This window comes from Planococcus sp. ANT_H30 (genome assembly GCF_008369335.1).
Taxonomy (GTDB): domain Bacteria; phylum Bacillota; class Bacilli; order Bacillales_A; family Planococcaceae; genus Planococcus; species Planococcus kocurii.
Window position 1 is genome coordinate 14328 of sequence record NZ_VOBJ01000001.1, and the last position, 21641, is coordinate 35968.

The following is a 21641-nucleotide window of genomic DNA, read 5'->3' on the forward strand; positions in this document are numbered from 1 at the left end:
CTTTAAATTTTTCTACCCTTGCCATATGGAATGCATACAGGGGTCCCATATATGGGATCTTTCCCTATTTCACAGCGCATGGAAAATACATCGTTGACCATTTGAGGGGTGATCACTTCTTCTGGTTTGCCTTGTGAATAAACATTCTTATCGCAAATGGCTACAATGTGATGCGCATAACGGCACGCTAAATTTAAATCGTGAAGAACCATCACGATGGTTCTGTTTTCTTTTTCATTTAACTCAAACAGAAGATCTAAAATTTCGATTTGATGCGCTAAATCCAAATAGGTTGTTGGTTCATCTAATAAAATAACATCTGTTTTTTGAGCGAGTGTCATCGCAATCCAGGCACGCTGTCTTTGGCCACCTGATAACGAATCCACCGTTTTTTCTTGAAATTCTTTCATATCGGTTAGTTCTAACACACGATTGACGACAGACTCATCTTCCTCCGACCATTGCTTTAACCAGCTCTGATGAGGATACCTGCCCTGTTTAACTAGTTGTAAAACCGTTAGACCTTCTGGAGCTAACGGAGTTTGAGGAAGAATAGCCAGTTTCTTAGCTACTTCTTTTGTGGACTGTTTTTTTAACCCCATCCCATTTAGTAAAATCTCTCCAGTTTGTGGTTTGATAAGCCTTGCTAAAGATCGCAACAAGGTCGATTTCCCACAGCCATTGGCTCCAACAAAAACAGTGATTTCTCCTTTTGGGATGGTTAATTGTAAATCTTCAATGACTTTAGTTTGACCATAGCCTAAGGATAAAGAATGTGCTTCTAACATACGTATTTCCTCGTCCCCTTTCTATCGCATTATCCATTTCGATTTCGAAATAGGAGATAAATGAAAAATGGTGCGCCAATGGCAGCCGTAAATACGCCCGCCGGAAGATCTAAGGGTAAAAATGCAGTGCGCGCCACAAAATCAGCTAACACCACAATCATTCCGCCGATTAATGCCGATACCGGTATAAGTGCAGCAAACGAGCGACCAATCAGTAAACGCCCAATGTGTGGCGCGATTAAGCCAACAAATTCGATTCCTCCCGCGAAAGCTGCCGCTGTTCCCGCAAGAACAACACTAATCAGTAGCAACAAAAAACGCCTAGATTGAACTTTCACACCAAGCCCCGTCGCAATATCATCTCCCAATTCCTTGACACTTACAGAACGTGCCAGAAAAGCCGTTAACGGAATAAATAGGAGAACAAAAGGTAACATCGAATAGACATGTCCCCAATTCGAACCGTATAAACTGCCGGTCAACCAGAGATAGGCTTTGGTGGTTACAGCTGTATCGCTCAACACAATCATCATTAAGACAATCGCTTTCATCGCAGCCGCGATTCCGATACCGATTAATACAAGACGAATGGGTGTTACCCCGTTATTCCATGCCAGCAAATAGATGATTGAGGCGACGATCACTGCCCCTAAAATTGCAGCTACTGGCATAAATACTGCACTAACTGTTCCTAAGAAAACCACAATAAAAATAATTGCGCCCGCAGAAGCTCCAGCTGTGATGCCGATGATGTCTGGTGAGGCTAAAGGATTCCGTATAATTGCTTGCAAAATAGATCCTGCCACGCCTAAAGCTGCGCCGACCATAAAGGCAAGTAACACACGTGGCAATCTCAGTTCGTTCAGTATAAAGTCCGGTTCTACAATTCCCATTAAATTTTTAATGATGACCCATGGACTGATAAAACTACTTCCAACCGACAGACTCATCATCAATATCGCGATAGCTAATAAAGCGAGTGCTATTACAGTAGTAATGGTTTTTTTATCGACTTGAAAAGAAAAATTTTCTGATTTATTTTTAACCGTAATGTGTCTACCCACTCTTCACCACGCCTTTCCGAGCAATATAAATGAAAAACGGTGTGCCAATTAACGCTGTCATCACACCAATGGGCATTTCTTGTGGAGCAATAATAAATCGAGCAACCACATCTGCCAGTAACAGTAAGCTAGCCCCCATTAAAGCACTCAAAATAATCACCCAACGGTAATCAGGTCCAACGATTCCTTTGACTAAATGAGGAACAATCAAACCAATAAATCCAATTGAACCTGCTACGGCTACGGAGCCACCAGCTAATACAATAACGACTATACCAATGACCACTTTCAGTAAGGCCGTTCGTTGACCTAAGCTCTTCGCTACATCTTCTCCTGCAAGTAAGATGGTCACGGGTTTCCCTAAGAATAAAGCAATGATTAAGGCGATTAACATATAGGGTAAGACGGGAATAATCATATCTAAACTTCTTCCCGACACCGATCCTGCTAACCAAAATAAAATGCTCTGCAGTCGTTGTTCATCAACCACAAGCAAACCTTGCGTAAACGAAACAAAAAGGGCAGAAATGGCGGCTCCGGCTAAGACCAATCTAATAGGCGATAACCCGTCTTTTCCTAGTGAACCCAGAAAGTAGACAGAGACCCCCGCTACTCCTGCACCTAAAAAAGCAATCCACATATACGACTGCAGGGAATCTACAGAAAAAAAGGTCGCTGACAAGACGATAAAAAATAACGCTCCTGCATTAACGCCTAAGATATCTGGAGAGGCTAATGGGTTTCTCGTCATCGCCTGCATTAATGCACCTGCCACAGCTAAGTTAGCCCCTATAAAGGTTGCGATAATGGTTCTTGTCATTCTAGAAGTTGTGACAATAATGTGTTCGGTATTCGTTGCATCAAAGTAAAGAAGTGCTTCAATCGTCGTCCAAAATGGAATTGAATTTTGCCCTAATGAGAGACTCAAAACAAATGAAAAAATCATCACCATAATAGAAGCAAACAAAACAACTAATTTAAAAGGTTTATGAGCTGACAACTTCCTCATATTTATCCCTGCTTTCCATAGCCATTAAAGAAAGTAAGGGATGGGATTTCCCCACCCCTTACCGTTTTATTTTTCTAATCCGAATCGATCGTACATATCATCCAACATAAGATTCGCTGAAATGATCCCGCCACCAAGATTCCATACAATTTCGTCTACCTCATAAACTTGATTTGATTTGACAGCATCAAGATTTTCCCATAACGGATGGTTGGTCCACTCTTCGTATGTTTTAACCACCGCTGGATCGTTTTTATCCATGAAAATATAAAAAGCATCCGCATTCATTTCTATAATGCTTTCTTTGTCTGTTAATTTGATGATATCTGGACTGTCATCTTGCATATTTTTGGGTCCTTCAAATCCAAGTTCAGCTAAAATGGATCCTGCAAAACCAGTGTAGTAAATACGTGAATGGTCTGCTCTAAAATTTAACACCGCAACGTGCTCTGGAGCTTCATCACCCATCTTCACTTCTAGCTTTTCTTTAAAATCAATGACTCGGTTATCCCAATCCTCTATGACTTCTTGAGCTTCAGTTTCTTTATGTAAGGCTTGCCCCATCAGATTGACCGTATCTTTAAAGACAAATACGGTTTCATGGGCTATCGTTGGCGCAATGGCTGACAATTGTTCATACACTTCTTCGTGTCGAATTTTAGACGCAATAATTAAATCCGGCTTTAACTTAGCGATTTCTTCTAAGTTTGGCTGTGTTTCTTGTCCGACGATTGGAACTTCACCTAACTCTTCTGTTAAATAATTGTAAACGGGTTGTTCATCCCATGATTCCACAATGCCAACGGGCGTTACACCAAGGGCGACGGCTGCATCATTTGCGCCTTGATAAAGAGTCACCACTCGCTGGGGCGTTCCTTTAATTTCTGTAGTTCCCATCGCATGTGTGATTATTTGACTCTCCGCATCACTTGCCGACTCTGCTTCTGTATTAGACGATGCCGAGTTGCTACACCCTGCTATAACTAAAGATAAGGATATTAACGCTATACTTAAAAAAATTGTTCTCTTTTTACTCTGATTCGAATACAAATCTCTTCACTTCTTCCTTCTTTAATTAAGTTCTTATTGATAATGAAAATCATTATCAATAAGAACTTAATTTTTATTATAACGACTCTCTACTTGTATAGCTACCCTTTTTCAAAAATTTTCTATTTAACAATTATTTAGAGCGAGTAAAATATGTTATGCAAATGAATAAATAGAAAAAAAGAAGACCATTTCTTGTGGAATTAAGTCACCACAACTAATTCACAGAAAAAAGGCCTTCCCAGGGACTCAGTATACGGCAAACACCACAGAAAACTAACGTAAATGTGGCGTTTACCAATTACTAGAACCACTACGTGGCAAATAATGAACGACCAAAAAGCACGGATTTCTTATTCAGAAATCCGTGCTTTTGATTAAAGATTTATTTATTTCGTACATGGATTAGATACTGGATGTTGGTGACCGTTAAGATAATAACGATCGTAAAAATACTAAAAAGCTGTGAAGAATCTGAAGCAATCGAGTATAACAACAATAGGATCACCGCTCCGACTAAAAGAGAATTCATCGTATAATGAGTTTTGTATAACCCACCAAGCATGACATGTTTTTCTCCGTCATCAGAAACTTCTAGTAACTTTTTTGCATAATCTGTGTCATTGATTGAAGGAAGTTCACGCTCTGGATACATTTTTTGTACGAGACTAGAAAGTATGAAAGAGAGTGCAGCGCTGACAAACGTTAAAGCAATACCTGTCACAAGCATCCAAAAAGCTTGACCTGTTATAGCAGTCACACTTAAAGCTGCTAAACTGATCAACATGGCAACGTTGGAACAAAGACTGGCGTCTGAATACCTTCTGTACATACGTCCTTCTGCAGCATCTTCATCATCTCCGGTAAATTCTTGATTGGTAAGTGACAAAACGCTGAAATAGAAATATATCGTAAGCAAAGTTAGTAGTGCTGCGATTGCTAGAAGAGCAATATTGCCTATAAATGCATAGCCAGACAAATCGATGCGAAAATCGTCTTCAAGTAAAACTAGCATTCCGAAAAATCCAACCAATGCGCCAATAATCAGCTGACCACTTGTTTTCAACATTTTCTTCATCCTAACTCCTCCTCGTTGAATTGAAAAATCTCTTGAACCGGTTTATCAAAGACCCGCGCAATCTTCATTGCAATGAGCAACGAAGGCATAAACTCTTCGCGTTCGATCAAACTTACGGTTTGGCGTGAAATCTTTGCACGTTTCGCCAATTCTGTTTGATTTATACCTAAACTCGCCCTTAACTCCTTTAACTTTGTTTTCATGTCTTCACCTCTTTATAACTAAAGTGTAAACGATACGTTTCAAAATGACAAATATATTAGTCAAAAATGCGACTTTAATGTTAAAAATTCTTTTTGCAAGGAGGACTAGCTAAAACGAGAAATGTTCTCTATCAACTATATTATTGAAATAAGGTACAATCAAATTACCCGAGTATATGAAAGAATTATCTGATTTCCCTTAAATTAAATACAATTCTAAATGAGTTGTTTTTTATTTCCTGTTAAATGGGGACTGTCTTTATGGAAAGTCATTGTTAATGTTAATGCAAGGGCTTATCGGTGTGTTCGGTTAAATAATAATGTCATTAAGAGAACATGACCTTTAACAAAAGGACCATTTTGTAGAATATATAGGTAACTTCTTTACCCTTTATCCGTCTAACGATAAAAGGAGGGATTAGCTGAGAATGCGAATATTATTTTTAAGTTTGTCTGTTTTTATTTTATCAACAACTATTGAATGTTCTAATTCTTCAATTACACCAGAAACTTATACAACTCAAAATCCGGACGCAAAAGAGATTTTAACATTAGACCCTAAGGCTGATATATTTCAACTCGATGGTATGATTTATCAGACTGGAATTGAGTGGGTTGAAGAACTGTCTTTAACCACAGATGAACAGGTAGGAGAAATAAAAACAAGAAATGATACTGATACAAACTTTGAAGGTGGTATGTCGAACAAGTTGCCTGTTGGTGCAAAAATTTATTCAGCTGAAGAATCGGATGAAGTTGCAGGGCCAATTTTACTCGTAGAATCAGAGGGGAAACTCCTTAAATACTACGGACTTGTGGAAGGTTAACCAATTTATCTATATCCATAATCGGATACGATTGTTGAGTAAACTTTTTAGAAAAGAATAGCCTTTGTTTTAGAATTGAGGCAAAGACTAACCTCATCATATAAATTCATATGAAGTAAATAAAACCAAATGAGATTCTTTGTTCAGAAATGAAAATAGTATCGACAATCCTCTGTTTTCTCTACGCCGATTGTAAAATTAAGCTAGACAACTGAAAAAGCCATCCTCCAAAGAAGATGACTTTCCTTTTTCCGACGCCTATTTCCTCGGTTCCTCATATTTAAGGATGCAATTATTTATTCTTGCCGTGTGAATATCATTAGAACCTAGTTGGATTTTCTTTTCACCAATCCACATTTCATCTATTTCACTAAAGTGATGCGTCTTTACTACATTACGTACTTGTAATACTGTTTTAAGAGATTCAATTTAGGCTCATAAATAGAGCTGAGGAATTAATTTTCGATTTCAAGAATAGCCTCGATTTCTTCTTGGACCTCTCGATTCACCAAACGAGAACGTTTTTTTCTCAATTCAAGATCCATTTCTTGGTCAATAAAGTTATTCGTATGTTTATCAAAACAATTAAAACAAATAGAGTAAAAGTCTTTATTCTCTTTCTTTAAAAAATTAAATTCCCACGTTTCAAGTTCCAAATAACTTACTTGATCTTTCGTTTCTTTTCCACATATTTCGCAAGTTATTTTCATGATAAAAACACCCTTTCATACAACTACCTTTTATTTTTTTCCTGACGCTCTTTGATTCTTTTTAAACGCCCATGATATTTCAATATATTCGCTTGTGATTGTTTGGCATCTTCGCTAGTAGGCTGCAAGTTGGCAATATCCCAATATTTAATAACGACATCTAATACTTGGTCAAAGTATTGGAGTGGTCCATAATTCGTATCTATGGCAATGGTTTTCATTCTATCCTTAAAGTCTGGCATAACGGCACCTGGCATAGAAAAATTAATAATTACTTTCTCAAAAAAAACAATGAAATTCGGATCAAGTTCAAGATGGGCTTTCACTGTGTCGCGATAGAATGCATAATGAAGTGCTTCGTCTTTCGCTACACGTCGAAGTAATGTTGCTAAATCTTTGTCGTAAAGACCCGCTACCTTAGCTACATTATTATAAAAAACGAGTGTAGCTAACTCTTGCAAAGTAGTATAGGCCATTGTTGCTAGAGGATTCGTGAAATCTGGAAACCAACCACTCTCAACTACTCGTTTTCTTAATTGATGCAATCTTACGGGATCTACATTTCGTGTCACCAATAAATACGTTTCCAGTAAGTTAGAGTGCTGGTCTTCTTCAGCCGTCCAAGTGCGTACGAAATCATTTATGACTTCCATTGAATTTTTAAATGTATAATCCAAATGCGAAGTATACCAAGGTAAATTTACTTCTGTAAGTAACGCTGTTTCTACCGCAATAACTACACCTTCTGGAAGAGTTACTTGACTCTCCTCCCAAGGAACTCGTTTAAAGGACATGGCCTTGTCCCATGGTATAAATTCGTGATAGCTCCAATCAATATTTGCAGAACGTTCCTTATGTAATTGATATAATTCTTTAAGGCGTGGTTCTAAGCGTATATCTAAATCTGAATTTAACATGATCTATTCTCCTTTAGGTGTTTTCCTAACTTTAAACCATTTGAATTTTTTTAACAATTATAATATACATTTAATTATAAATAATCCTCTGGTTTCTTATACTTAAGTGACATAATTTTACAGCAACTAAAAAGCGAGCCACCTCAAAAGGGAAGTAGATTCCTTACAATCTACTCATCAGCTTTATATGGAGCAGCTGACATGATCCCCTTGTCCGGTTGCTAAACACTTGTTGCTACGCCCTTTCGCGCAGGAGTCATGCCGTAGTCGACATTAAATGAAGGAAGGACGTGTAAAAGGAATGGTCGATCTAGGTGATAAGCCACTACTAATCGGAGATAAAGTAAGTCTTAGACCGTTTAAGAATGAGGATTTTCCGTTTATAGAGGAATGTTTAAGGGATCCAGAAGTATTAAAAATGACAGGAAGCCATTTGGATTTTGATCGGGAAGCGACTCTCCATTGGTACAAGACAAGAAATAGCCAAACGGATCGCTTAGATCTTGCAATTGTTGACTCATCCAAAGATGTCTTAGTAGGAGAAGTGGTAATCAATGCATACGATGAAGAAAACCATAGTATGAATTTCAGAATTCTCATTGGACCGAGGGGAAGAAATCAAGGTTTGGGAACAGAAGCAACTCAACTGATCATCGTTTACGTATTTGAAAATACGACACTCACCCACCTAACTTTAAGTGTTTTTGACTTTAATCCAAGAGCCAAGCGTGTTTATGCAAAGGTTGGCTTTGTACTATCTGGCATTGATAAAAACGACCTGCAGTTCGAAGGCGACTGGATTGATTCGATTCATATGAAGTTAACAAGAGAGAATTGGCTCAACAGAAAAAATGATTTTTGAATTAAAAGAATGGTGGTTTTACTAGTCAAGAACAGACGAATTACTCACTTATTTGGTTTTTCATAATTAAACACAAGTAATGAATAAACGTTTTAGAAAAGAAAATGTAAGATGGTTAATTACTTGTACATTGATCTGGAGGTATTTATGAACACTCATTATTATTTAGGTTGGTTTACCGATTTTTTTCCTGAGCGTTTGAGTCAAATGTTACGAGATGATATAACGGAAAGAAAATCACTCGTTATGATTAGCTCGAATCCGTTAGACGCTCGAGTAGATGGTGCCATTGAATGCTCATGGCTTGACCATGCGGACATTTTATTTGATGACTACTATTTAATCGATTATTGTGTACAGAAAGATGCTGCCCAGACGCTCATTCAAAACGCTTCCGTCATTTTCTTGTTAGGTGGCGATACGCTTAAACAAAATGAATTTTTAATGGCCTACGGAATGTCGGAATGCATCCGAAAAAGTAACGCCATTGTGATTGGCGCAAGCGCTGGTGCGATTAATATGGCAGCTAACTGGTTATGCTCAAAAAACTTTGGCTATCCAGTTGAAGAAAACATCGTTTATGACGGCATTGGTCTTGACGATTTTTCCGTTTTGTCTCACTTTGATCTTGAAAATAATATGGCTTTGATTTTAAACGACCTCTCTTCCCTTTCAGAAGAAATGAAGATTTATGCATCGAATAAGGATTGCGCACTACGTATAAAGGAAGGTAAAATCGATATTCTTGGCAGTGTCTATGTAATTTCCCGCTCAGAGATTCAAAAGTTAGAGGAAACATGCTAGTTCGTTCAAACAGCTATAATTACTCCACAAAAATAAACAATGTTTATTTACCAATACTACTTAGTACGCAGTGGACCAGCTAGTTTTTAATATATGATCGACAATCCTTTATTTCCTGTACAGAAGTGAACTATTTATAGAAAGAAAGTACAAATTGGGCTATTGATGTTACGGCTTATCGGCATGTTGGGTTAAATAATTAGGTGAAGGAGAGCTTTAAGAATGACTAGTTGGAATATAAGAAAAGCAACTTTAACTGATGCTGATGAGCTTCAAAAATGCATGCATTCAGCTTATTTGAAGTATTCGGATAGGATAAACATTAACAATCTACCTCCAATGAATGTAGATTATAAGGATGAAATAGCTTTTTTTCCAGTTTGGGTTGTGGAGTTTAATAACCAACTAATCGCTGGATTGGTATTAGTATTTGAAGAAGATTATGCATCACTTGCTAATATTGCTATAGATCCTGGCTTTCAAGCTAAAGGTTTAGGGAAGTTTTTACTAAACTTTGCAGAACAGGAGATAAGAAATAGAGGATATTCAGAGATGAAATTGGCTACTCATGTTTTATTCACTGAAAATGTATTATTTTATCAAAAACGAGGGTGGGTTATTGTCGATCAAGATGAAACTAAGGTCTATATGAAAAAGTATTTGAAATGAGTTTTTCACAAACGGGTGCGATTGTTGAGTAACCATTTTGAAAGAAGCACTTGGTGATGCATCCCAAAAGTTGGAGTTTAAATCTAACTTTTGGGATGTTTTTATATGGCAAAATTTCTATAGAGCAACCCAAAATAAATGCTCGGTTACAAAGTGCTATCGCCAATCTTCTTTTTTCTGTACTTAAATGGCATATTTTATGAACTCTTGTTGGAAAAGCAATAATCCAATACACTCGCCTCTCCCATTAAAACAGTTTTTGCAGAAAAGTTCGAGACGATGATTGTAAGAGGTACAGTCGATACTAGGCTTCAGTCATTCTATAATCTCTGTGCTGTCCTCTAGACACCTTAAAAATGTTGAAAGGAGGATTGGAGAAAAAAGAACTCCACTCTTCACAATAACATGGGCAATAAATTTTACACTTCGCTTCACTTACTTCATGTCTTCTTAAATACGTATTTTTGTGCCTAGAAGTGTGAAATTATTGCTTAAACTTGTCTAGTTCGTAGTTAAAAGTATCTCTACCGCTGTTAATATGTTTAACAACATACCTTTTTCTCTCGCTGTGACAGAGTTGTATTTTTACTTTTATCGTCATCCCCCTACTATCCACATGTATTTTTTATTTGCGAACACTTATTTTGGCTAGTTTTTCGTTTAGCAATGTTTTTTCTAATTCATTTAATGCCTTTTGTTCGTCGCTGCCATCAGCTTTAATGTCGAACTCAGAACCAAATGCAATTCCTAAAGACATAACCCCTAGTATGGATTTTAAATTGACCGTTTTTTGGTTATAAACCAATTTGACATCTGCTTCAAACTTGTTTGCTACGTTTACTAAAATTGTTGCAGGACGCGCATGGATTCCCAATTCATCTGTAATTGTAAATTGTTGACTAACCATCTTCTTCAAACTCCTTCGCTATTTATGTTTCCTAAATTTTTCCATCAATATTTCCCATTTTTTCATAAGTATCAACTAAGCTACCAAAGCAAACGATAGCTTAGTATAGGTGAATACCGCTATAGTACCTTATCCCTTTAACTCAATCGCCTGGTCTAATACTTTGTCGCCTTGCATCATTCCATATGCCATCTGATTAATAATATCCACTTTGATTCCCAGTGGTTCTACTTGTTGTTTAATCTTTTTTTCAAGGTATCTAACTTGTGGACCAATCAAGACGACATCAATTTTTTCTAAATTATTTTTTAATTGTGATTCTGCGACTGCACTAATTTCTACGTTCATCTGTCTTTCTTCAGCCGCTTTTTTCATTTTGTTCACTAGCATAGAAGTAGACATTCCGGCCGAACATACCAAAATAATTTTCATTTTTTTGCCTCCTCAATCATTTGCATTTTTTCATACATATCGATCATTTCACTCGTTAAGTCTTTCACTGTTATTGCTGTCATCAAATGATCTTGGGCATGAACTAAAATCACAGAAATTAGGTTGACTTCTCCGTTCGCTTCTTCTTGCAAAAGCTTAGTTTGCTGCTGATGGGCTATAGTAAATTCCTCTTCGGCTTCTGCAATTTTTTTGCGAGATTCATCAAATTTATAGTTTTTTGCCAAAGCAATCGCTTCCATTGAACTAGACCGTGCGTTTCCAGCATGTAAAATGATCGTGAATGACAACATTTGGATTTCTTCTACTGTTTGCATCTTTATTCTCTCCCCGCTTGTTTTCTTAAAGCTCTTGCTCCTACTATAACAAATGGAATATACATCAATGTAGCGAGCACCAGATTAAATACTTGCAGTGCAACCCCTCGCCAACTCCCACCTGTCACTAAATAACCACTTAAAATGGGTGGTGTAGTCCACGGAATTATGGCAACAGTCTTTGGTACCAAGCCGCTAGACAGAGCTAGATAAGAAGTGACGGTTAAGGTTACAGGCACCATTATGAATGGGATTAACATAGCCGGATTAAGTACAATCGGTAAGCCAAAAATTACAGGTTCGTTGATATTGAATATTGCGGCTGGAGAAGAAAGTTTTCCAACTTCGCGATAAGGATGATTTTTTTCTTTTCTGATGACAATAAAAATCGCTGCGATTAACGCAATTGTTGTACCTGATCCCCCCATAAATACATACGAATCAAGAAATGGCTTAGTTACTGTATTTGGCACATCAAATGCGGAAACCCCACTTTTGAAGAGTTCTAAGTTTTCTTGAATCAAGGGCACATACAGTGGTTCAATAATAGAGCCAATAATATTGGTTCCATGTAACCCGAAGAACCACAATAAGTGATTCAAAAAGGCAATAAAAATTGCGGCTGGCAGTGTATTTCCGAGTCCTTGTAGCGGTTGTTGAATCACGATAAAGATAAATTCAAATACACTTATCTCGGCAAAAATACTCATAAGGGCCTGGAAGCAACCTACTAAAATCAAGATAATGGTTGCTGGAATTAAAGCCTGGAATGAACGTGCAACCCCTTCAGGAACACCTTCTGGCATTTTAATGGTCCATCGTGATTTTACTAAAATTCGGAATAACTCTGTCAAACCAATTGAAAGAATCATTGCAACAAACAAACCTTGAGCTCCCAGCCAAGCAAAATTCAATCCCCAATCTTCTGTTACTGGGACAAGCATAATGTAAGCTGCAGCAGATATTAAACCTGCAGACAAACCATCTATTTCATAGGACTTTGCTAGATTGTAAGCAATCGAAAAGGCAACTAAAAGTCCTAAAACTGCGAATGTTCCATTCCAAATACTCCCCCCGACCGCTTGCCAGTTTCCTTCACCTAATACGCCATTCATCCATTCTACAAAATTGAAAGAACCTAATGGCGGAAAGTTATTGATTAAAATAGCCAGTGATCCTACAATAATTAACGGCATGATAGAAACAAAACCATCACGAACTGCTACAAGGTGACGCTGTGCACCAATTCTACCCGCAATCTCAATAAACTTTTCGGTAACTTTACCATTCATCCTGTCTCCTCCTCGAATTGTGGTAAGTAATCTTTGTGTGCTTTTAACAGTTCGTCTAGCAAGATTTTACTGCCCTTTTCATCACTCACTAGAGGATTCATAATCATTGCATTATACGCATCATTGTAATTGCCAGAGAGACCGGCTTTAATAACAAGTTCTTCAAATGCCTTCATTTGGTAAACCACTCCTTTAATCACTGAAGGCAGTGGACCGACCGAAATGGGCTTTGCCCCATTTTTAGAAATGATGCAATTGGTTTCAATTACTGCGTCGTAAGGCAAATCCGGAATAGCACCATTGTTGAAGGTATTGACTGTTTGTACGTCTTTTTTGTTATTGTAAATGGAATTCATTAAGCTGCAAGCCACGTCGCTATAAAATGCACCTCCACGTTTTTCAAGTTCTTTCGGTTTATCATTTAAGTTTGGATTTTGATAAAGTTCAAATAATGATTTTTCTAGTTCTTGTACATTTTCTGCACGCGTTCCGTTTTCATTAAACGCTTTAATGTCCTTGGCTAATACTTCTTTTGTTTGGAAGTAATATTGGTGATAGGGATTAGGCAAAAGCTTTGTTGCATCGATAAATGTACTTGACCAGCCAAGATTCACGATATTCGCGGGAGAGTAATCCAAACCTTGTTTTAATTTGTTTAGCACTTCTTCTGTATAATCCAGCCCATTCACTGTCACTTTTTTTCCGAAAACAAAGTGATTTATTCCGATGAATTCAATTTCTACTTCCTCTGGCGAAACATCCAAAATCTCAGCTGTAGAATGGCGCATATTAAAAGGAATATTGCACACGCCGATAACTTTATCGTGCGCTGAATGCTTTAATAGCGTTTCTGTAATAATTCCTGCTGGATTTGTAAAATTGATCATCCACGCTTCAGGACAAATATGATGAATATCTTCTGCCATTTCCATCATGACCGGAATCGTTCTAAATGCTTTAAAAATTCCACCAGCTCCATTTGTTTCTTGTCCGATAAATCCATGATTTAATGGAATACGTTCGTCTTTCGCCCTTGCTTCTAATCCTCCGACTCGGATTTGTGTAGATACAAAATCAGCACCTATTAAGGCTTGTTTGCGATCCAGTGTCCATGTCAGGTTAATAGGCTTACCGGATTTCAAAATCATTCTTTTTGAAAGTTCTCCAACTACTTGTAGTTTGTCCTTTCCATTTTCTATGTCGACCAATACAATGTCCGTTACAGGCAATGAATCATGTCTTCGAATAATCCCTTCAATAATTTCAGGGGTATAACTTGAGCCACCGCCGATAACAACTATCTTCAAACTCATTTCACAAAACTCCTTTACCGTTAAGATGAATGCGCTCTCACTCTATTGTGCAAAACATACTAATAGAGCTGTAGATCTAGCTACATGTAGACCTTCTTAAGCCACGCCTAATTAGTCAATTTATTCTGTTAATAATAACTATTTTTCTCAAATGTAATGTATCATACATTTAAAAATTTGTATATAACAAAAATACATTTAACTTTAATGTGATAAAAGTTTGTTATTGTATCTTTAATCTTGTACACTTTAGACATGAATAATGAAGGAGCATTGCAATGGATAAAAATCAGGCACTTCATGCTTACATTAAAGAAGACTTACTTAATCAGATAAAATTAGGGACTTATAAAGTAGGTGACAGAATTCCAACCGAGTTAGAATTGTGTAAAGACTTTAATGTTAGTCGGACGACTGTTCGAACTGCACTAAAACAACTTACTATGGAAGGTTACCTCGTCAGAAAACAGGGCAACGGTACTTTTGTTGCAGAACAAAAAGTGAAACAGACACTTTCCCACACTGTTGAGCGCTATAGTGATCAAATAGCAGTTCAAGGTAAAAAAGCAGAAATATCGCTTGTCAGCATTCAAGTAATTCCTGCTACAGAATCATTAAAACAAGTTTTAAATGTATCTATCGACGATCCAATTCAGTGCATAGAAAGAATTAGAAAAGCAAATGGAGAGCCAACACAATTCGAAATTTCTTATATTCCATGGTCATTAGCACCTGGTATTACGCAACAACATGCAGAATCTTCTTTGTATGAAACACTAAAAAAGGTTTATCATTTACAAATTGCTAAGACCACTGAGCATGTAGAAATTATCTTTCCAGATGAGCGAGTTGCTCAGCATCTGCAGTATAAAGAAGGATTGCCTTGCTTTTATATTGAGACCGTAGCAGAGGATATAAATGGCAATGTATTTGAGTATTCACGTTCTTACTTTCGAGGAGACAAAACAAATTTTGTCATCAGTCGCAATTACTTGATGGACGAATAAGTATAGGGGGCTTTATTAGTGAGAGTGCTATTTAATGCAGATGACTTTGGATTAACTGAAGGTGTGACGGATGGAATCATCCAAGCTCACACCAATGGAGTTGTTCAATCCACTACACTTATGATGAATGGACTTGCAAAAGACTATGCTGTAGAAAAAGCGAAACAGTTTCCCTCTTTGCGTGTAGGAATCCACCTTGTGCTAACTTGGGGAGTGCCTTTAAGTAAAGAAGTACCGTCATTAATCAATGCGCAAGGCTTGTTTAAATATACAAGTTCTTTTGAGGAGATGGATCCTCCGCGTTTGGAAGACGTAGAAAAAGAATGGCGAACTCAACTAAATGCCTTTATCGCTACCGGCATTCCGCTCCATCACATAGATAGTCATCATCACGTCCATGGCTGGGAAGCATTAAAAAATGTCGTACTAACACTTGCTGAAGAATATTGCGTTCCTGTTCGGTATGTAGATTCTTTAAAAAAACATCCGACTGTTCTTTTATCAGAAGTTTTATGGCTGAATTTTTATGACAACGGGATCAGCGAAGACATTTTCAACAGCCTTCAGCAATTTAAAGGCAAAACAGTCGAAGTAATGACCCATCCCGCAATCGTAGACGATCCATTAAAAGCGATAAGTTCCTACCAAGAGAAAAGAGCAGAAGAACTTTCCATCTTGTGTGCATTAAAAATTCCAGAATGGGTGGAGCTTATGGAATGAGTATGCTTCTGTCTCTTTTCTTCTTTTCGTTTTTTCTACCGTTTTAGAATTCCTCCTAGCTACTGAAAATAAGACGTTTCAAATAGCAAATTCTGCTCGTTAAATTTGACTCCTCGGCTTTATTTGATGCAGTTTGTCTTTAAGCTGCTTCTGTAGAGGCTCTATGTAAAACTTAGGAAAATCCAAAGACATGCATGTGGTTCATTTATTAAGTACGAAATACATTTGAAATGTTGGAAAGCCGCCTATTGAGCGGCTTTTTCTATTAATATTTTTGATGGCTACGCCTCGCAATAAAAGCTCAAGAAAATTCTTATGAGTTTATTCCAATTATTTGGATATACTGTCCGAATACAATGAAATACTGTCCATTTCTCAACAAATACTGTCCAAATCTCACAGGATACTGTCCGCATCATATACTTTACTGTCCAAACGCCAAAACGCCTCAAAAAAAGGGCAATTCGCGTGAAGCGAATTGCCCTTTCAACCACTATTATCATACTTTTATTGCAATGATTGGCGTCATGGCACCAAGAACGTCAATTTCTATTTTTAATAATGGACTTAAACCAGCGAATCGCTGGATTAGTTTTTACGTTCGTTCATTTCTGAAACAGCGTCATTAAATTTGTCGAAGTCGAATTCGACGCTATTGGGTTTGTAGAAAAACAAGATCGATTCTTTTTCGCCTTGTGCAAGTAAGAACGTGACGACAGCCTTTGGACTTGTCATATCAATTCCTGCTTGGTTGGCATCCGTAAGTTTTGTCAAAATGTGTTCCGGTGTCCTGCTCACTCTAGTTGCCCCTCTCCGATTGCCGGCAAATTGCGAATGTCTAAAATGGTCGGCAACTTATTAAAATCTGGTCTTTGCGTCATGTCCATCAACATCGCTGCTGTTTCTTCTGGGCTGCTTAACAGGCCATTTTCTTTGTAATGAAGAAACTTTTCCAGTAAAGGAAAATCAGCCGCTTCGCTTTGGCGGATTTTTTCTTGCATGCCCGTATCAATGATTCCAGGTGCTACTGACACTACTTTTACATCGGCATTTTCTGCGTCCAAGCAAGAGCTAAAATGATCCAACCCTGCTTTTCCAGCACAATAAGCGCTCCATCCCTCATAAGCTTTGCGGCCCGCTCCTGAAGAAATATTAATGATTTTTTTGTGACTCGATCGGTCTTTCAGCTGTGCAATAAATGCACCACACAATAGCATCGGCGCCGTTAAATTAAGGACAATGCTTTGGCTAACTTGTGCTGTGTCATTTGTATGAGCAAATCCTATCGGTTCAATCGTCCCCGCGTTATTTACTAGCACAATGGTTTCCGTATCTTTCGAAATCCACTTTAATGCCTGCCCCATAATGTCTTCAATAGCATCTAGTTTTGTTAGGTCAAACGCCAGAAAGTTGTCATCTGGCCAGTTTTCTGGTTTAGTGCGCGCAATTCCAATGACTTGGTGACCTTGTTCATTAAGTTGTCGACTCCATTCAAAACCGATTCCTTTGGATGCGCCCGTAATAATATATGCTTCTTTTGCCATTATTTTTGTCCACCTTGTTGATACATAATTTCTCCTGCTACGACGGTCATTACGGTTTCAACTTCTAAAATCTGTTCTTCGTTACCCGCAAATAGATCTCGGTCAAATACCGTGAAATCGGCGTCAAATCCTTCACGAATAATCCCTCGTACGTTTTCCTTGCCAATCGTCGCGGCACTCCCGCTGGTGTACAACTGAACGGCTTCAAAGCGTGATAGTTTTTCTTCTGGCTGGTAACCTGCATGCGTTTCATAGGGCTTCCTACGTGTTACCGCAGCGTAAATCCCAAGACGCGGGTCTGCCTCTTCAATTGGTGCATCCGATCCCCCGGCACAAATCAAGCCGTGGTCCAATAGTTTTTTCCAAGCGTATGACCATTCTAAACGGCCTTCACCCAGCCGTTCCACTACCCAAGGAAAATCAGACGTCACGAAACTTGGCTGAAGATCTAACGCCACTTCGATTTGTTGCATGCGCGCTACTAAATCTTCACGGACTACCATCGCATGGATAAGACGGTCCCGTTTGTGTGCAGATACCGGATGTGCTTCAATGGCGTCTAACGCCATTTCAAGCCCAAGGTCTCCAATCACATGAATCGCTACAGCTTCTCCGTGTTTGCGTGCAACAGACACCAGCCGTTTTAATTCCTCATCTGATTGAATTGCCACACCGACAGTAGACGGATCATCATTATAGGGTTTGCTTAACAAAGCTGTGCGCCCACCAATCGACCCATCAGCAAAAATTTTCATTGGGCCGGGGTCAATAAACGGTTCAGCATAAGAAGCGTTTTCCATCATTTCCTCAAATGCACTGTGCGCTCTTAACAAATGTGCACGGAATTTCATATGGTCTCCAATCACATTTTTAAAAGCCTCGAGCGGTCGTGAATAATGACCGTAATAGCCCATGTCTTCTGTGTGGGCGCCCGTTAATCCGAGCGATAGTAAATGATCTACTGATTTTTGCAAAGCACGTGTTAAATAATTAACGCTGACTTCCGGGACTTGATTGGATACTAAATCCTGTGCTGCATCTAATAAGTAACCCGTCGGCTCTCCATCTGCATCCCGTACGATGAGTCCACCTTCTGGGTCTAGACTTTCCTTTGTAATTCCGGCAAGTGCTAATGCACTCGAGTTCGCCAAAATTGCATGACGGCAAACTCGTTTCAGCAGCATTGGTGACTTACTAATTTCATCAAGCTCATGGCGATGGAATATTTTACGGTCTGCAAAATTATTTTCATTCCAGCCTTCCCCGATAAACCAGTCGTCTTCTTTTAGTTCTTTCGTTGACTCAATTAATTGTTCACGCATTTCTTCTGAGCTTTCGATTTTTGACAAATCGACGCGCATCAATTTTTCACCGTGGCCGATCATGTGCATATGGCTATCAACTAATCCTGGATACATGCTCGCGCCTTCTAGATTAATTTCCTTATCAGCGAATGGTTTTAACTCTTCATAAGCCCCAATCTTCTCTATGCGATCGTCAGACACTAACACAGCTTCTGTTGTAGTGCCTTCTGCTTCCATTGTATAGATTGTTCCCCCATGCCATAACACGTTCATCTAATCACTCCTTTTCTCTCTCTTCATCATATGTTTATTCGCTGCTGCATTCAATACGTTTAGTCTGATTATTTATTGATTCGTCCGTAAAGCAAATGCTCTTTCTTTTATGTTATACTGTTTTTACTTATAGAAAGCAGAGGTGAACCCTCCAAGTCGGAGGGACGAATTGGACAGTATACTCATTCTCAATTTGGTTATGGTTGCGCTTTTAATCGGGCTGACCGCTTTATTTGTTGGATCGGAGTTTTCCATTATCCGTGTCAGGATGTCCCGCATCGATCAACTCGTTTCAGAAGGCCATAAAAATGCCATTCTAACGAAGAAAATCATTAGCAATTTGGATTATTATTTATCCGCTTGTCAATTAGGGATTACCGTAACGGCACTTGGCCTTGGTTGGCTTGGCGAACCGACTGTAGAAAGGCTCTTGCATCCGGTTTTTGAAAACTTTGGGATCGAAGAACCGACTGCATCTATTTTCTCCTTTATCATCGCATTTACGGTGATTACATTTCTTCATGTGGTAATTGGCGAACTGGCGCCTAAAACTCTAGCTATCCAATATGCGGAGAAAATGGCTTTTGTTTTTGCCAGACCCCTTTATCTGTTTGGCGTCATCTTAGCGCCTTTTATCTGGCTAATGAATGGCTCAGCCCGTCTGCTTTTACGTGCTTTTGGCATTGAACCCGCAGAACACGAGCAGGCCCATTCAGAAGAAGAACTGAAAATCATCATGACGAAAAGTTATCACAGTGGTGAAATCAATCAAACGGAATTGTCGTATATGCAGAATATTTTTTCTTTCGATGAACGGTTAGCAAAAGACATTATGCTACCCCGAACACAAATGGAGACCATTTCACTTGAAATGAGTCATAACGACTTGATGGAGATTGTGCGAGACCATCAGTATACGCGTTACCCTGTTACCGAAAAAGGGGATAAAGACGACATTCTCGGTTTTATCAACGTCAAGGAAATGCTGACCAATTACACGTACCTACAAGATTTAAATGACAGCATCGTCGTTCATGATATTCCCTTTGTCCATGACATGGCACCGATTCAAGACGTGTTATTGAAAATGCAGAAAGAACATGTCCATATGGCGATTGTTGTCGATGAATACGGCGGAACTGCCGGAGTGATCACGATGGAAGATATTTTAGAAGAAATTGTCGGGGAAATTCGGGATGAGTTTGACGAAGACGAACGCGACGAAATTAAAGCCGTCGACATCAATAATTATTTATTGAATGGCCGTGTGCTGTTGTCCGATTTAGAAGATCGTTTTGCGATAGAATTTGATGATAGCGAAGATGTTGATACCATTGGTGGTTGGATCCAGTTAAAAAACACCGATATTGGTGAAGGTGAATCGGTAGAAATGCCGAGTCACACCATCACAGTCCGTGAAATGGAAAATCATCAAATCATTCGTGTCTTGTTAACGCGCAATACCGAAATGTTGGAAACTGAATAAAAAAAATCCCCGATAGCCATGGATGCTATCGGGGATTTTTTTAATTGAGTAGTTCTGAAACTGTTCTGGTCACTTTTAGAAGCACCCTAGAAAGTATCGCCAAAAAATTTACTTATCCAGATTACTTAATAACGTTTTTTCGTATTCGAATTTCTTCATAAGCATTTCGCCTGAATAGCCTTCTTCGATTAATGTGGCTAAGATTTTTTTAGTTTCATCTGTTGCCGCTTCTGGGTGTTCGCCACGGTCAAATTCAACGACATTTTCTGCATCTGTGATCCAGTCTGAGAAACTGCCCATATACAATCGTAACTGATCATAGCCCTTTTCTGTCATGATCGCATACAAGGCAGCTGCAGTAACACCGCTGCCACAGTAGACAACAGCAGGTTCGTGTTTTTGAACAATGTGGCTAATGTCGTCGCCTACATGAAATTCGTCTTCAGCAACAAATTGAGCCCAATCTAAGTTTCGTGCTCCCGGAATCCGTCCAGCTACCGGATCAATTGGTTCAACAAGTCCTGCATAGCGTTCTGCAGAACGAGCATCAACTAAGACCCCTAATTCATCGCCACTAATAATGCTTTTTACGTAAGCTTGATCGGCAAAAATAGCTCGGTTAAATACCGGCTCTATTTCCGTTGGCTGGTATGTTGATTGATCTTGCGCGACTTTAATTCCCTGCTCTTTGAGCTGACTAAAGCCTTTTTTGCTAATATGAACTTTTTCAAATCCTGCATATTTCAACAACCACCAAGCGCGTGTCGCATATGGCGAACCACCTTGGTCATAAATAACAATTGAATCGTTATGTTTCAAGCCAGTTGATTTGATTAGCTCGGTCAGCTGCCGGTCAGATGGCATTGGATGTCGCCCTTCAGAAGATGACATGTCAGACATATCATTTTCCAAATCCCAAAATACAGCTCCTGCTACATGCTCATCTTCATACGTTTTTTTGCCCGCTAATGAATTTTTCAAATCGAATCTTGCATCGATCCATCTATGGTTTTCGGTATCGATTGTTTCAATAAAAACTGACATTGT

General features: G+C 38.6%; 24 protein-coding genes. 7 read left to right on the forward strand and 17 right to left on the reverse strand.

Translation table 11 applies throughout. From position 1 onward, the window contains the following. Nucleotides 1-2 precede the first annotated feature (2 nt). The 6 genes from FQ085_RS00085 to FQ085_RS00110 all read right to left on the reverse strand — a co-directional run bounded on the left by FQ085_RS00085 (nucleotide 3) and on the right by FQ085_RS00110 (nucleotide 5192). Entirely contained in the window at nucleotides 3-788 is a 786-nt protein-coding gene (locus tag FQ085_RS00085; protein ID WP_058385102.1) for an ABC transporter ATP-binding protein, read from the reverse strand. A 29-nt stretch (nucleotides 789-817) separates the two neighbouring features. Next, nucleotides 818-1852, reverse strand: a complete 1035-nt coding sequence (locus tag FQ085_RS00090; RefSeq protein WP_058385101.1) for a FecCD family ABC transporter permease — start codon at nucleotides 1850-1852, stop codon at nucleotides 818-820. Beyond that, nucleotides 1845-2861 carry a FecCD family ABC transporter permease gene (locus FQ085_RS00095; protein WP_058385100.1) on the reverse strand — a complete coding sequence of 339 codons (1017 nt, stop codon included), beginning with the start codon at nucleotides 2859-2861 and terminating at the stop codon, nucleotides 1845-1847. Before FQ085_RS00095 ends, FQ085_RS00090 begins: the two co-directional genes overlap by 8 nt. Before the next feature lie 66 nt (nucleotides 2862-2927). Beyond that, entirely contained in the window at nucleotides 2928-3911 is a 984-nt protein-coding gene (locus FQ085_RS00100) for an ABC transporter substrate-binding protein (protein ID WP_082707558.1), read from the reverse strand. 385 nt (nucleotides 3912-4296) lie between these two features. Then, entirely contained in the window at nucleotides 4297-4989 is a 693-nt protein-coding gene (locus tag FQ085_RS00105) for a DUF3169 family protein (protein WP_058385099.1), read from the reverse strand. Continuing rightward, nucleotides 4986-5192 carry a helix-turn-helix transcriptional regulator gene (locus tag FQ085_RS00110; RefSeq protein WP_058385098.1) on the reverse strand — a complete coding sequence of 69 codons (207 nt, stop codon included), beginning with the start codon at nucleotides 5190-5192 and terminating at the stop codon, nucleotides 4986-4988. Before FQ085_RS00110 ends, FQ085_RS00105 begins: the two co-directional genes overlap by 4 nt. A 428-nt stretch (nucleotides 5193-5620) precedes the next feature. Between FQ085_RS00110 and FQ085_RS00115 the strand changes: the two genes are divergently transcribed. Further along, the gene (locus FQ085_RS00115) at nucleotides 5621-6019 is read left to right on the forward strand and encodes a hypothetical protein (RefSeq protein WP_149455677.1); all 399 of its coding nucleotides are present in this window, start codon (nucleotides 5621-5623) and stop codon (nucleotides 6017-6019) included. Nucleotides 6020-6474: 455 nt separating this feature from the next. Here FQ085_RS00115 and FQ085_RS00120 read toward each other — a convergent pair whose 3' ends face one another. Together FQ085_RS00120 and FQ085_RS00125 are read right to left on the reverse strand one after the other, a co-directional pair. Further along, nucleotides 6475-6729, reverse strand: a complete 255-nt coding sequence (locus FQ085_RS00120; RefSeq protein ID WP_149455678.1) for a hypothetical protein — start codon at nucleotides 6727-6729, stop codon at nucleotides 6475-6477. Nucleotides 6730-6752: 23 nt separating this feature from the next. Next, a complete protein-coding gene (locus tag FQ085_RS00125; protein WP_058385095.1) occupies nucleotides 6753-7646 on the reverse strand; it encodes an acyl-ACP desaturase in 894 nt (297 codons plus the stop codon). Between the two features lie 301 nt (nucleotides 7647-7947). Here FQ085_RS00125 and FQ085_RS00130 point away from each other — a divergent pair, with 301 nt between their 5' ends. The 3 genes from FQ085_RS00130 to FQ085_RS00140 all read left to right on the forward strand — a co-directional run bounded on the left by FQ085_RS00130 (nucleotide 7948) and on the right by FQ085_RS00140 (nucleotide 9981). Continuing rightward, complete coding sequence (locus FQ085_RS00130; RefSeq protein ID WP_149455679.1) at nucleotides 7948-8508, forward strand: GNAT family N-acetyltransferase; 561 nt, start codon at nucleotides 7948-7950, stop codon at nucleotides 8506-8508. Between the two features lie 147 nt (nucleotides 8509-8655). Continuing rightward, nucleotides 8656-9312 carry a Type 1 glutamine amidotransferase-like domain-containing protein gene (locus tag FQ085_RS00135; protein WP_149455680.1) on the forward strand — a complete coding sequence of 219 codons (657 nt, stop codon included), beginning with the start codon at nucleotides 8656-8658 and terminating at the stop codon, nucleotides 9310-9312. A gap of 222 nt (nucleotides 9313-9534) precedes the next feature. Beyond that, a complete protein-coding gene (locus FQ085_RS00140; protein ID WP_149455681.1) occupies nucleotides 9535-9981 on the forward strand; it encodes a GNAT family N-acetyltransferase in 447 nt (148 codons plus the stop codon). 625 nt (nucleotides 9982-10606) lie between these two features. On the opposite strand, the gene FQ085_RS00145 is transcribed toward FQ085_RS00140, so the two are convergent. The 5 genes from FQ085_RS00145 to FQ085_RS00165 all read right to left on the reverse strand — a co-directional run bounded on the left by FQ085_RS00145 (nucleotide 10607) and on the right by FQ085_RS00165 (nucleotide 14260). Continuing rightward, the gene (locus FQ085_RS00145) at nucleotides 10607-10888 is read right to left on the reverse strand and encodes a phosphocarrier protein HPr (RefSeq protein ID WP_078080499.1); all 282 of its coding nucleotides are present in this window, start codon (nucleotides 10886-10888) and stop codon (nucleotides 10607-10609) included. A 129-nt stretch (nucleotides 10889-11017) separates the two neighbouring features. Then, nucleotides 11018-11320, reverse strand: coding sequence for a PTS sugar transporter subunit IIB (locus FQ085_RS00150; RefSeq protein ID WP_058385091.1), 303 nt, complete (start codon nucleotides 11318-11320; stop codon nucleotides 11018-11020). After that, nucleotides 11317-11655, reverse strand: coding sequence for a PTS lactose/cellobiose transporter subunit IIA (locus FQ085_RS00155; protein WP_149455682.1), 339 nt, complete (start codon nucleotides 11653-11655; stop codon nucleotides 11317-11319). Before FQ085_RS00155 ends, FQ085_RS00150 begins: the two co-directional genes overlap by 4 nt. 2 nt (nucleotides 11656-11657) lie before the next feature. Further along, nucleotides 11658-12947, reverse strand: coding sequence for a PTS sugar transporter subunit IIC (locus FQ085_RS00160; protein ID WP_149455683.1), 1290 nt, complete (start codon nucleotides 12945-12947; stop codon nucleotides 11658-11660). Further along, on the reverse strand, nucleotides 12944-14260 hold the full coding sequence (locus FQ085_RS00165; protein ID WP_058385088.1) for a 6-phospho-beta-glucosidase: 1317 nt from the start codon (nucleotides 14258-14260) through the stop codon (nucleotides 12944-12946). Before FQ085_RS00165 ends, FQ085_RS00160 begins: the two co-directional genes overlap by 4 nt. A gap of 278 nt (nucleotides 14261-14538) precedes the next feature. Between FQ085_RS00165 and FQ085_RS00170 the strand changes: the two genes are divergently transcribed. Then, entirely contained in the window at nucleotides 14539-15267 is a 729-nt protein-coding gene (locus FQ085_RS00170) for a GntR family transcriptional regulator (RefSeq protein WP_058385087.1), read from the forward strand. Nucleotides 15268-15285: 18 nt separating this feature from the next. Continuing rightward, nucleotides 15286-15987, forward strand: a complete 702-nt coding sequence (gene chbG, locus FQ085_RS00175) for a chitin disaccharide deacetylase (RefSeq protein ID WP_058385086.1) — start codon at nucleotides 15286-15288, stop codon at nucleotides 15985-15987. A 588-nt stretch (nucleotides 15988-16575) separates the two neighbouring features. On the opposite strand, the gene FQ085_RS00180 is transcribed toward chbG, so the two are convergent. Genes FQ085_RS00180 through FQ085_RS00190 form a run of 3 tightly spaced genes read right to left on the reverse strand, consistent with a single transcriptional unit; the run spans nucleotide 16576 to nucleotide 19108 of the window. Then, nucleotides 16576-16785, reverse strand: coding sequence for a hypothetical protein (locus FQ085_RS00180; protein ID WP_058385085.1), 210 nt, complete (start codon nucleotides 16783-16785; stop codon nucleotides 16576-16578). Further along, nucleotides 16782-17531, reverse strand: coding sequence for an SDR family NAD(P)-dependent oxidoreductase (locus FQ085_RS00185; protein WP_058385084.1), 750 nt, complete (start codon nucleotides 17529-17531; stop codon nucleotides 16782-16784). Before FQ085_RS00185 ends, FQ085_RS00180 begins: the two co-directional genes overlap by 4 nt. Next, nucleotides 17531-19108, reverse strand: coding sequence for an amidohydrolase (locus tag FQ085_RS00190; RefSeq protein WP_058385083.1), 1578 nt, complete (start codon nucleotides 19106-19108; stop codon nucleotides 17531-17533). The genes FQ085_RS00185 and FQ085_RS00190 overlap by 1 nt, the downstream gene beginning before the upstream one ends. 169 nt (nucleotides 19109-19277) lie before the next feature. Between FQ085_RS00190 and FQ085_RS00195 the strand changes: the two genes are divergently transcribed. Then, complete coding sequence (locus tag FQ085_RS00195) at nucleotides 19278-20594, forward strand: hemolysin family protein (RefSeq protein ID WP_058385082.1); 1317 nt, start codon at nucleotides 19278-19280, stop codon at nucleotides 20592-20594. A gap of 108 nt (nucleotides 20595-20702) precedes the next feature. Here FQ085_RS00195 and FQ085_RS00200 read toward each other — a convergent pair whose 3' ends face one another. Continuing rightward, nucleotides 20703-21638, reverse strand: coding sequence for a sulfurtransferase (locus tag FQ085_RS00200; RefSeq protein WP_058385081.1), 936 nt, complete (start codon nucleotides 21636-21638; stop codon nucleotides 20703-20705). Between the last annotated feature and the right edge of the window lie 3 nt (nucleotides 21639-21641).

Excerpts from the sequence above, each read along its gene's own strand:
- FQ085_RS00135 (WP_149455680.1), top strand. The coding sequence starts at position 8,656 with ATGAACACTCATTATTATTTAGGTTGGTTTACCGATTTTTTTCCTGAG.
- FQ085_RS00145 (WP_078080499.1), bottom strand. The coding sequence starts at position 10,888 with ATGGTTAGTCAACAATTTACAATTACAGATGAATTGGGAATCCATGCG.
- FQ085_RS00170 (WP_058385087.1), top strand. The coding sequence starts at position 14,539 with ATGGATAAAAATCAGGCACTTCATGCTTACATTAAAGAAGACTTACTT.
- FQ085_RS00110 (WP_058385098.1), bottom strand. The coding sequence starts at position 5,192 with ATGAAAACAAAGTTAAAGGAGTTAAGGGCGAGTTTAGGTATAAATCAA.
- FQ085_RS00095 (WP_058385100.1), bottom strand. The coding sequence starts at position 2,861 with ATGAGGAAGTTGTCAGCTCATAAACCTTTTAAATTAGTTGTTTTGTTT.
- FQ085_RS00105 (WP_058385099.1), bottom strand. The coding sequence starts at position 4,989 with ATGAAGAAAATGTTGAAAACAAGTGGTCAGCTGATTATTGGCGCATTG.
- FQ085_RS00200 (WP_058385081.1), bottom strand. The coding sequence starts at position 21,638 with ATGTCAGTTTTTATTGAAACAATCGATACCGAAAACCATAGATGGATC.
- FQ085_RS00185 (WP_058385084.1), bottom strand. The coding sequence starts at position 17,531 with ATGGCAAAAGAAGCATATATTATTACGGGCGCATCCAAAGGAATCGGT.
- FQ085_RS00165 (WP_058385088.1), bottom strand. The coding sequence starts at position 14,260 with ATGAGTTTGAAGATAGTTGTTATCGGCGGTGGCTCAAGTTATACCCCT.
- FQ085_RS00150 (WP_058385091.1), bottom strand. The coding sequence starts at position 11,320 with ATGAAAATTATTTTGGTATGTTCGGCCGGAATGTCTACTTCTATGCTA.
- FQ085_RS00120 (WP_149455678.1), bottom strand. The coding sequence starts at position 6,729 with ATGAAAATAACTTGCGAAATATGTGGAAAAGAAACGAAAGATCAAGTA.
- FQ085_RS00140 (WP_149455681.1), top strand. The coding sequence starts at position 9,535 with ATGACTAGTTGGAATATAAGAAAAGCAACTTTAACTGATGCTGATGAG.
- FQ085_RS00130 (WP_149455679.1), top strand. The coding sequence starts at position 7,948 with ATGGTCGATCTAGGTGATAAGCCACTACTAATCGGAGATAAAGTAAGT.
- FQ085_RS00160 (WP_149455683.1), bottom strand. The coding sequence starts at position 12,947 with ATGAATGGTAAAGTTACCGAAAAGTTTATTGAGATTGCGGGTAGAATT.
- FQ085_RS00155 (WP_149455682.1), bottom strand. The coding sequence starts at position 11,655 with ATGCAAACAGTAGAAGAAATCCAAATGTTGTCATTCACGATCATTTTA.
- FQ085_RS00190 (WP_058385083.1), bottom strand. The coding sequence starts at position 19,108 with ATGAACGTGTTATGGCATGGGGGAACAATCTATACAATGGAAGCAGAA.
- FQ085_RS00115 (WP_149455677.1), top strand. The coding sequence starts at position 5,621 with ATGCGAATATTATTTTTAAGTTTGTCTGTTTTTATTTTATCAACAACT.
- FQ085_RS00125 (WP_058385095.1), bottom strand. The coding sequence starts at position 7,646 with ATGTTAAATTCAGATTTAGATATACGCTTAGAACCACGCCTTAAAGAA.
- FQ085_RS00085 (WP_058385102.1), bottom strand. The coding sequence starts at position 788 with ATGTTAGAAGCACATTCTTTATCCTTAGGCTATGGTCAAACTAAAGTC.